The organism is Pirellulales bacterium (assembly GCA_019694435.1).
Lineage (GTDB): Bacteria > Planctomycetota > Planctomycetia > Pirellulales > JAEUIK01 > JAIBBZ01.
In genome coordinates, this window is the sequence record JAIBBZ010000068.1 from 1 (window position 1) to 9,466 (window position 9,466).

Consider the following 9,466-nt stretch of genomic DNA (forward strand, 5'->3'; position numbering starts at 1 on the left):
AGTAGCCGGTCGACCACGCGCTCGTAGGCGTCGCACCGCGGGTCGGCGACAAAGTCGGCGACCTCGTCGGGCGTGGGCGGCAATCCGATCAGATCGAAAGTGACGCGGCGGATCAGCGCAACGCGATCGGTCTCGGCTCTCGGGCGCAAATCGTGCTCACCCAAGCGGGCCAGCACGAAGCGGTCGATCGCGCCACGGCACCACGCTTCGTCGTCGACCGCCGGCGGCTGCGGACGGGCAATCGGTTGCAGCGACCACCAGTCGCGACCGGCGCGGCGATCGGTCGTCATTTCATCGGCACGCAGCACTCGCTCTGCTGGCCAAGACGCGCCCGCGGCGATCCAGCGGCCAAACGACTCGATCTCGTCCGGCGACGGACGCGCGTGCTTGCCCTCGGGCGGCATTTCGCCAGCGCGCAACCGCTCGACGAGCAGGCTTGCCGCCGGATCGGCCGCATCGAGCGCCGGTCCCGAGTCTCCGCCGGCCAGCGCACCTTCACGGTGCGTCAGATCGAGTCCGCCGCGCGGGTCGCTGCCGTTATGGCACTCGATGCAGTACCGAATCAGCAGCCGCGCCGACGCCTGCTCGAAATCGGGCGGATCCGCCGCTTGCAGGTGACCCAGACTCGCGACCAGCCAGCCGGCGCAAAATGCGATCGTCGCCTGAGGGTGCCAGGCACCGTTCCGCCGCCCGTGTTTGCGACCTGCCAGCACCTGGCCGACCCCCGGCAGAAACTCGATCGATCGCCCGCAGCGCGTCGCCCGACGGCCCATCAACCCCGCTGTCAGCATGGGAGCCGTGTGACGGCCCTATCATACCCGGGCCAGGAGGCCGCGCCGCCCGCGGGGAGGCCTCGCGAGCCCCCTAGCCGACCCCCGGGGCAGGTCGTTACAGTAAGGGGTCCCACGGCGGCACCGCGACCTCGTACGGTTGCGCTGCCCGCCGAAATCGCTTTCATCGTCCCAACCTCGCCGCCCGCCGACAGGTACCGTCGCCATGGCCAAGTCGAAGAAAAAGGTCGAAACGCTGTTTCTCGTCTGCGAGGAAACCGGCGATTACAACTACACCATCCGCCGCAAGCCGGGCGGTGAAAAGCTGAAGATCAAGAAGTACTCGCCGCGGCTCCGCAAGCACACGGTCCACGTCGAGAAAAAGAAGTAGCGCGGGACGGTTCGATCCGCGCGGAGGGCAGCATTTCTCGATCGCTTGCCCCCCAGAGATTTGCCCGCGAAACGTGGCGCCGCGCCGGACTGATACCTTCTCTCACCCCCCTGCTCCGCCCTCGGCCTGGCCGGCAGTCCTTGACCCGGCAGGCACCGGGACTTCTCAATTCGAGACTCCTGTCTCAAATTGACTACGCTTCGAGAAACTGGCCTGATGCCCGGGGGTCTTACCTACGCGCCGAAGCCAGAGAAAACCTCGGCAATTCGCCCGAGGTGGCGACGCGCCAGCGGTCGCGTAAAATTCTGGCACGACCCTTGCTGTATTGGTTGCCAGCAAGTTCAACCTGGTTGGCCGACGAACGGAGCTTCGCTCGTGCCACCCCCCAAACCACGAAGGACCGAATCGCCATGACCCGCAGCCTCCCCTTCGCCGCCGCCTTGGTTTTGTTCGCAGCCTCGACCGCCTCGGCCCAGATCGTCTACATGATGCCGCAGGCCGCGACTGGCACGAGCATGAGCACGGGCCTCAATCCGCTGCAGTTCATCAACGGAGGTTATGCGGGCTTCTATCCGTGGGGCCGCTACGGCTTTGGCACCACCCCCTACGAGAGCTTCGCGCGTGGCGACGCGGCCATCATCCGCTCGCTGGGCGAATACGAATATCTGAATTCCGAAGCCAACAAGAACAATCAAGAAGCGTACAAGCAGTTCCTCGAAAACGACCGGCAGCGCGTCGAGGTGTATTTCGCCAAGAAGCAGCTCTGGGATAGCTGGCGGGCCACGCAGCGGCGCCCGCGGCCATCGCAAGAACAAGTCGCGCGCTGGGCCGACGACTTGCGTCCCGAACGCCTGAGCGACGCGCAGCTCGACCCTACGAGCGGCAAGATCCTCTGGCCCGCGCGGTTGCTCGCGCCCGAGTTCACCGTGGCCCGCGATCGGCTGAACGCGCTGTACGCATCGCGGATGCACGGCAATGTTCAGCCCCGCTTTGCCAGCGACGTGAAGGAAGCGGTCAACGATCTGCGCGTGCAGGTGCTGAACCAGATCGACGCGATCCCGCCGATGGAATATGTCGCCATCGACAAGTTCCTCGACAGCTTGCACTACGAGTCGTTCTTCCTGCCGGACAAAGAAGTCGCCTTGCGTTAAGCCCTCGAGGAGACGCCCAGGCAACACGGCTCACCACCACGCCGAACGATCAGCCCGGCGAGCCAAGACTGCGAAACCGAGAAGCCGGCACGAAAACTCCTGCCCAGCCACCCGGCGCGGCAGGAGTTTCTTGTTGCGCCCCCAGCCCGCAACCGATCGCGCATTCTTGCCGAGCGCCTGGCGTTTTGTTCCAATGGCGCGCCGATGCTGTGCACACGGGCCGTCTTTGGCCCCCGGACCTCAGGATGAGCCCTCGGGCGGCCTGCGATGAAGAAGCGCTGGCGGTTTCGTTCGCATGATCCCGCGCGTCTGGCCCAACTGGCCGGCGCCACGGGCCTGCCGCCGTTTCTGGTGCAAATGCTGCTGGCGCGGGGTCTCAGCGAGCCCCATCGGGCCCAGGAATTTCTCGAAGCCCGGCTGACCCAATTGCGCGAGCCGGAGGAGCTCCCGGGAATTCCCGCAGCCGCCGAGCGCATCGCCGCGGCGCTCGAGGCCGGCGAACGGATCGTCGTCTATGGCGACTACGACGTCGACGGCATGACCGGCACCGCGCTGTTGTGCCAATGCCTGAAGATGCTCGGCGGCGACGTCGGCTTCTATGTGCCCAACCGCATGGACGAAGGCTACGGGCTCAACGACGAGGCGCTGCGCACGCTGGCCGAACAAGGCGCGCGGCTGATCATCACCGTCGATTGCGGCGCGGCCAGCTACGACCAGGCGCAGACCGCCCGCCAACTCGGCCTGGACATGATCGTCACCGATCATCACCAGTTTGCCGACCGTCTGCCGGAGTGCGTGGCCATCGTGCATCCGCGCCTGCCGGGCCACGGCTACCCGTTTGGCGATCTGAGCGGTTCGGGCGTGGCCTTCAAATTGGCCTGGGCCGTTTGCCAGCGCGCCAGCCGCGCCAAGAAGGTCGGCGAGCGGATGCGCAATTTTCTGATGCAGGCCATTGGTCTGGCGGCCTTGGGAACCGTGGCCGACGTCGTGCCGCTGCTCGATGAGAACCGCATTCTCGTGCGGCACGGACTGATCAGCTTGCGCGAGCGTCCTTCGCCCGGCCTCGCGGCGCTGCTCCAGGTCGCCGGGCTGGCCGACAAGCAGCGGCTCGACAGCGAAGACATCGGCTTCGCCCTTGGTCCGCGGTTGAACGCGTGCGGTCGCCTGGGTCAGGCACAGCTCGGTTGCGAGCTGTTGATGACCTCTTCGGCCGAGCGCGCGCAGACCTTGGCCGAATACATCGATCAACTCAACGGCAGCCGGCAAAGTCTCGAACGCAGCGTGTACCTGGCCGCGAACAAGCAGGCCCAGGAGCAGTTCGATCCGGAAAACGACGCGGCGCTTGTCCTGGCCGATTACGGCTGGCATCCCGGCGTGATCGGTATCGTCGCCGGGCGGCTGGCCGAAAAATTCCATCGCCCCGTGGTGCTCATCGCGCTCGACGAGGTCGGCGCCAAGCCCGGTATGGGGTCGGCCCGCAGCATACCCGGCTACGACCTGCATCAAGCGCTGCGCGCCTGCAGCGAAGTGCTGTTGAGCCACGGCGGACACGCGGCCGCGGCCGGGTTGAAGATCGACCCGCGCCAGCTCGACACGTTTCGCGACTTGCTTTGCGAGCACGCCGCTGCCGAGCGCAGCGGCCCCGATCGGCAGCCGGAGCTCTGGATCGACGCCGAGGCGCCTCTCGGCGCCTTCACCTTCAAGACGCTCGACCAGCTCGAACAGATGGCCCCTTTTGGCGCCGGCAATCAGCGGCCGCTGCTCTGTGCCACGGGCGTTCGACTGGCCGAGCCGCCCCGGCGAATCGGCAGCGGCAGCCGCCACCTCTCGCTGGTCGTGCAACAGGGCGAAACCCGGCTGCGCGGCGTGTCGTTCGGCAACGGCGATTGGGCCGACGAACTCGCGGCCGTCGATCAGCCGCTGGCCATCGCCTGCCGGCCGGTGATTAACGAGTTCCGCGGCCGTCGGGCCGTCGAATTACAAGTGGTCGACTGGCGACTCGCCGATGCGCCGGTCGAGTCCCTGACCGATGGCTCAGCCTCGCGCGCTGCCGGTTGACCGCGCGTCTCACCTCCGCCGGACGCGGCGAGTATGCTGAAGGAAGACGCGACACGTTGGCGCGTCGGGGAGGTTAGCGAACGTGTCGTTTCCTGCCGACACACCTGCCGATTTGGCCGCTGCCAAACAGCGCATGCTCGTCGAGCACCTGGCCGGCGAGGGGATTCGCGATCCGCGCGTCCTCGAGGCGATGGCCCGCGTGCCGCGCGAAGCGTTCGTGCCGCCCGATCTGCGCCACCGCTCGTATGACGATTGCGCGCTGCCGCTGGCCTGCGGCCAGACCATCAGCCAGCCGCTGATCGTCGCGATGATGACCGAAGCGCTCGGGCTCACGGGCAGCGAACGGGTCCTCGAAATCGGCACCGGCAGCGGATACCAGTGCGCCGTGCTTGCCGAGTTGGCCCAGTCGGTCGTGTCGATCGAGCGCCACGAGCACTTGGCGCTCGAGGCCCGCGCACGGCTGGCCCAGTTGGGCTATCGCAACGTGCTCGTGATCTCCGGCGACGGCACCCTGGGCGATCCCGAACATGCGCCGTTCGACCGGATCATCATCACGGCCGCTGCCCGCGAGGCGCCGCCGCGACTCCTGGAACAACTCGCCGACGGAGGCGTGATGGTCTTGCCGCTCGGCGACGAACGGGGCCAGACCCTCAAACGGCTGCACAAGCACGGCGGCCAGATCACCACCACGAACCTGACGAGCTGCCGGTTTGTCCCCATGATCGGCAGCTCCGGCTGGCCGGGAAGCGCCTGACGCGGCTGCGGGGCCAAGTGGATCGCGAAACGATCGAACCACGAACCAGATTGCCCGATTCGACGCGGCTGTTTCGATCACTTGGCAATCGATCGCCGGCGCCGGGTGGCATCGCGAGCGATCGCCGCAACCTGTTCAGTACCAAGGGCTTGCCGCCGGACGACGGCAGCGAGAACCGGCGTTGACCCCCGGAGGCAGACCGCTATACTCGCTTGTTCGCCTGCTGCGGACCCAACCCGGCCCTCGGGCTGCCCCCCAAAGGCAACCCTCGCCGGGCACCGATCCCAAGCATTGCGGGGCGTAGCTCAGCCTGGCTAGAGCGCTGCGTTCGGGACGCAGAGGTCGCATGTTCAAATCATGTCGCCCCGACTAGACTTAGAACGACGGGCCGGTCGCCATACCCTGAAAATACCCTGAATCCGACCAAGAACTCTCGGGTTTCAGTGTAGGGCGAACCGGCCTCATCGGGCTTTCTGTGGTTACCACCCCAGGAGGTCCGTCCATGTCTCGTCATGCCGTCGATCGCCCTTGGCTGCACAAAGCTTCGGGCTTCTGGTGTGCGACGATCGAAGGTCGCCGCGTCTATCTCGACCACGACTATAAAGTCGCTTGTCGCAAACTTCGGGGGCTTATCGCCGACGCCAAGCGTCGCGCCGCGGGCGCGGAGGAATGGCTCGATCGTCCCTTTGCGGAATTGGCGGATAAGTTCCTGGATCACATCCAGCACGCACGCAAGCCGCAGACCTACCTCGGATACCAAGCGCGACTGGAACGCGCGTTGAAGTTGCTGGGACCTCGGCTGCGAACGGGTGACGTGCGGAAACGGCATCTGGCGGAAATCGAGGCCGCCTTGCCCAAGTCGCTGAGCCCATCCACCGTTCGTGACACGCTGGCGACCGTGCAGTTCGTGTTCGGCTGGGCCGTGCGCAACGAATATCTCGATCTCAATCCGCTGGTTGGCTACCGAAAGCCGGCCGGTAAGTCTCGGAGCCGGATCATCAATGACGACGAATTTCAGGCCCTGCTGCGCGCCGCTACGGCGAGCCCAGCATTTCAGCGGGTGTTGATCGCCTTGCGGCAGACGGGGTGTCGCCCCGGCGAGGTACGCCAGCTGACTTGGGATATGGTCGATCTCAAGACCGGGTTGTGGATCCTGCCCGACCACAAGACCATTACCCGACAACGGCAACCTCGCCCGCGTGTCATTCCACTCTCCTCTGTTATGTGGAAGATGTGTCGCTGGTTGGCCCGGCATCGGCGAGGTGAAACGAACTATGTGTTCCTGAACATGCACCACAAGCCTTACAAGAAGGATTGCTTTGTCACGTACTTTAGCCGTCTGCGCGAGCGTGCTGGAATCGAAGTGAAGGCCGGCGAAAAAGTGGTGCTCTATAGTCACCGGCACACGTTTGCGACGGAGCGGGCTGGCGCCGTGGCAGACATCGAGTTGGCAGAATTGCTGGGACATACGACGACACAGATGATTCCGCGCTACACGCATCTCAATGTCGATCGGCTGCGGGACATTCAGCGTCGAGCGGAACCTCGTCGTTCAGCTTTGGAAAATGGCGCAAAGCCCCGACGGCACCCAGCAACCGGCGCGACGAGCGCCGCGGTTGCGCAGGTGAACCCGTCAACGCCCACCGCCGTTCTGCCTCCAACACAATCTTCAGTGGCACCTTGATCGTAGCGCCATAGCAGCCTGCCGATGGAATTTCGAACGCGCCGTCGAGTTCACCGGTTTCAATCAAGGCCCGGATCCGCGTGGGGCTGACAGTCCAGCGCGTCGCAACCTGTCCGATCGTGAGGGACTCAGGTTGGATTCTTGAACGGGGCATGTCGGCGCCGAGTCTTTTTGAGTTACGGGTCTGCAGGGACGGCCGGTTGCCGCGAAAGGCCCCTTGGTGAAGCGACAGCTGGCACCATTGAATGCCAAACACGTGAGCGGCAGCAGGCCAGTTTGCAGCCAGTTTGGAGGCTCTGTTCCGCAACCGTGGTCATCTTCGCGAACGTGCATGCGGGCATGCTCGTGCCAACGACGCCACTGAAGGTCAGTCGTCAATTGTCATCAGCACAAGGCGGACAGCCGGCGTCCAACCAAGCTTCGATTTCGTCGAGTGGCCAACGAGTGCTGCCGCCAACTCGCAGCGGTTCGGGGATTTCCCCATTCGCAACCAACCGCCAGACGCTTCGTTTCGACAGACCTAAAATGGCGGCCAGCTCATCGGCCGTGATTAGCCGGGGCAAGTCGTCCGGGTCGTGATTCGTGGGCTTTCGCCCGGTTGAGCCGCCCATGCCCGAGGTCCTTGCCACCGATACAGAAGGGGTGTGCTCGACAGGGGTGAGCACAAACTGCACACAGAAGTCCGTACCGCCAATTCGAGCCAAGTGGTGACATTCAGTACCATAAGTGGCTGGTCGGCGTTATCGAGAGCTATTGGACGCGGCTCGACCGATCGCCACGAGGCACCTTTGCCGGATGTTTCTGGCGCCTTGTGCAGAAAGGATGTTTCCTATGAAGACCGGGCAACGTTTGTATCGACTCGACCTCGACAAGCTGCGACGGCTGCGCTTGCAACGCGGGCTTACCGAGCAAGCGCTGGCGCTACAGCTCGAAATGTCGCGCAGAACCCTGCAGCGCATCATGCAGGGTGGAGGGGCCATGATGGGAACCATCGGTCGCATCGCCGAGTTCTTCGACATCGCCGACCCCACTGAGCTGTTGGCCCCCGAAGAGCTGGAGTCCAACGGTGAGGCGCGGATCAACGGTCGCGGCCGCATTGTCGGCGATTGGGAAGTGTCGCAAATCATCGGTCCCTGGGAGACCGCATCCAATACGCTGCAATGGCGACTTCATCGGATGTCCCACTTGCATCTACCTGAGCGGTTCGGTCGCGGAAAACTCTACGACCTGGGCCAACTGTCGGACAAGGACCGCCAGTCATACCGTGACCAGCTCATACGTCATCCAGAAGTGTGCGGTCGTATTGGTCAACACCCCAATATCGCAGTCAATCTGACGGCCTTGCCGGATCGAGCAGATGGCAATTGGTGGGTCATCGACCAGTGGGTGGACGGCGTCACGCTAGAACATGCCCTGGCAGAAGGGACTCTCGATCCAAAGCTCGTTCCCGGTATTCTGCGTGGAATCGCCGACGGATTGGCCGCGCTCCATCGACAGGCTATTGTCCGTCGTGAGCTGTCGCCACAACACATCCTGTTGCGGGCAGACTCGACGCCAGTCTTGACCGATTTCGAACTGGCCAAGCTCTTGGACGTGGACCGCACTGTTGCCAACCGGCATTGGCAGCCCGACCCTTATCGTGCGGCGGAGGTCCTGGCCGGACGGGATCTCGACGAGCGAGCTGACATCTACAGTTGGGGTCGCATCGCGGTCCACGCGATCACCCGACAACTGCCGAAGCCCGGGAACGAAGAAGAACTGCTCACTGGTGTTCGATTACCCACTACGGTGCGAGACATCGTGCTGGCCAGCGTGCGGATGCCCAAGAGCGAGCGGCCGTGCGACATAGACCTGATTCTGGGCGCGATCAAGAGTTGGAAGTAGGTTCGTCGTCCAGACCGGCAAACAATGGTAGGTCGCGGCCTGTATCACCCCGCTTGTGGTGTTGGGCTGCGACCTGCCCGTTCTTAAAAACGGTGACGGAGGTAAGTTCGAATTCGTGATGCTGGCCCCGACGCATCAGCTCGAACTGGGCGTCATCCCAGATCGAGATGACGTTCTCCGGCGCCACGGGAAAACATTCAGCCACATGAATGCCGTCAAGTGGGCCAGCTTGAGCAAGGGCCAGATACTCGCGGGAGGCGGCGACGATGTGCGGCGTGATAACAAACAGGGTTCGTCCCATGAGTGGCCTCAACTTGATATGGATGATGCGTTCCATTCGAGCCAAGGCAGATAAGCAACAGGAGCCGTCTCTGTGAGTCGTTTGGAGACACCAGCATTTCCCGGACTTGGGGATCGACGGGGATGGCTGACGGTCCATACCCTTTCGGAATTCGTGTTCTGTCCGCGTGCAGGAGCGATCAGTCACTTCACTCAGCAGATGGATGAAGTGGACTCGCCCCCTCCCCGCTTTAATCTCGACTACCTGCCCGAATACAGCGTGGCGCTCATCGAAGAGGCTTTGAATCATCAACTCAACAGCCTGCGGCAGATTACGCTGCGGGTACTGGCCGCCATCGTCGGTGGCGGCCTACTCTTTTGGTGGGGCTATTGGCTCCTGCTGTTTCCCATCGCTGCGTTTTTGCTGCATGCGTCGCCCACTTTGTCGCAACGATTGAGCGATGTGCTGGTGCTGATATCGAGACGCCGAGCAGC

General features: G+C 63.9%; 10 protein-coding genes and 1 tRNA gene. 8 read left to right on the forward strand and 3 right to left on the reverse strand.

What is annotated here, in order from left to right:
* Window positions 1–791: DUF1549 domain-containing protein (locus tag K1X74_23025; protein MBX7169225.1), on the reverse strand; the 791-nt coding region annotated here is incomplete at its 3' end.
* Window positions 792–996: 205 nt separating this feature from the next.
* Here K1X74_23025 and rpmG point away from each other — a divergent pair.
* The 6 genes from rpmG to K1X74_23055 all read left to right on the forward strand — a co-directional run bounded on the left by rpmG (window position 997) and on the right by K1X74_23055 (window position 6,808).
* Window positions 997–1,161, forward strand: a complete 165-nt coding sequence (gene rpmG / locus K1X74_23030) for a 50S ribosomal protein L33 (protein MBX7169226.1) — start codon at window positions 997–999, stop codon at window positions 1,159–1,161.
* Window positions 1,162–1,571: 410 nt separating this feature from the next.
* Complete coding sequence (locus K1X74_23035) at window positions 1,572–2,312, forward strand: hypothetical protein (protein MBX7169227.1); 741 nt, start codon at window positions 1,572–1,574, stop codon at window positions 2,310–2,312.
* A gap of 267 nt (window positions 2,313–2,579) precedes the next feature.
* Window positions 2,580–4,370: a single-stranded-DNA-specific exonuclease RecJ gene (recJ, locus tag K1X74_23040; protein MBX7169228.1), complete on the forward strand. Its 1,791-nt coding sequence runs from the start codon at window positions 2,580–2,582 to the stop codon at window positions 4,368–4,370.
* Between the two features lie 133 nt (window positions 4,371–4,503).
* Window positions 4,504–5,124, forward strand: a complete 621-nt coding sequence (locus K1X74_23045; protein MBX7169229.1) for a protein-L-isoaspartate(D-aspartate) O-methyltransferase — start codon at window positions 4,504–4,506, stop codon at window positions 5,122–5,124.
* A gap of 294 nt (window positions 5,125–5,418) precedes the next feature.
* Window positions 5,419–5,493: transfer RNA gene (locus K1X74_23050), tRNA-Pro, on the forward strand.
* Between the two features lie 133 nt (window positions 5,494–5,626).
* Complete coding sequence (locus tag K1X74_23055; GenBank protein MBX7169230.1) at window positions 5,627–6,808, forward strand: site-specific integrase; 1,182 nt, start codon at window positions 5,627–5,629, stop codon at window positions 6,806–6,808.
* 374 nt (window positions 6,809–7,182) lie between these two features.
* On the opposite strand, the gene K1X74_23060 is transcribed toward K1X74_23055, so the two are convergent.
* The gene (locus tag K1X74_23060) at window positions 7,183–7,482 is read right to left on the reverse strand and encodes a helix-turn-helix domain-containing protein (protein MBX7169231.1); all 300 of its coding nucleotides are present in this window, start codon (window positions 7,480–7,482) and stop codon (window positions 7,183–7,185) included.
* Window positions 7,483–7,639: 157 nt separating this feature from the next.
* On the opposite strand from K1X74_23060, the gene K1X74_23065 reads away from it, so the two are divergent.
* Window positions 7,640–8,692 carry a protein kinase gene (locus K1X74_23065; GenBank protein MBX7169232.1) on the forward strand — a complete coding sequence of 351 codons (1,053 nt, stop codon included), beginning with the start codon at window positions 7,640–7,642 and terminating at the stop codon, window positions 8,690–8,692.
* Here the strand turns inward: K1X74_23065 and K1X74_23070 are convergent.
* A complete protein-coding gene (locus K1X74_23070) occupies window positions 8,676–9,029 on the reverse strand; it encodes a hypothetical protein (protein MBX7169233.1) in 354 nt (117 codons plus the stop codon). The two genes, K1X74_23065 and K1X74_23070, sit on opposite strands and share 17 nt — an antisense overlap.
* A gap of 36 nt (window positions 9,030–9,065) precedes the next feature.
* Here K1X74_23070 and K1X74_23075 point away from each other — a divergent pair.
* Window positions 9,066–9,466 (forward strand): hypothetical protein (locus tag K1X74_23075; GenBank protein ID MBX7169234.1); only part of this gene is annotated, 401 nt, incomplete at its 3' end.

Coding starts and splice junctions, on each gene's coding strand:
- rpmG (MBX7169226.1), top strand. CDS start 997: ATGGCCAAGTCGAAGAAAAAGGTCGAAACGCTGTTTCTCGTCTGCGAG.
- K1X74_23035 (MBX7169227.1), top strand. CDS start 1,572: ATGACCCGCAGCCTCCCCTTCGCCGCCGCCTTGGTTTTGTTCGCAGCC.
- recJ (MBX7169228.1), top strand. CDS start 2,580: ATGAAGAAGCGCTGGCGGTTTCGTTCGCATGATCCCGCGCGTCTGGCC.
- K1X74_23045 (MBX7169229.1), top strand. CDS start 4,504: ATGCTCGTCGAGCACCTGGCCGGCGAGGGGATTCGCGATCCGCGCGTC.
- K1X74_23055 (MBX7169230.1), top strand. CDS start 5,627: ATGTCTCGTCATGCCGTCGATCGCCCTTGGCTGCACAAAGCTTCGGGC.
- K1X74_23065 (MBX7169232.1), top strand. CDS start 7,640: ATGAAGACCGGGCAACGTTTGTATCGACTCGACCTCGACAAGCTGCGA.
- K1X74_23070 (MBX7169233.1), bottom strand. CDS start 9,029: ATGGAACGCATCATCCATATCAAGTTGAGGCCACTCATGGGACGAACC.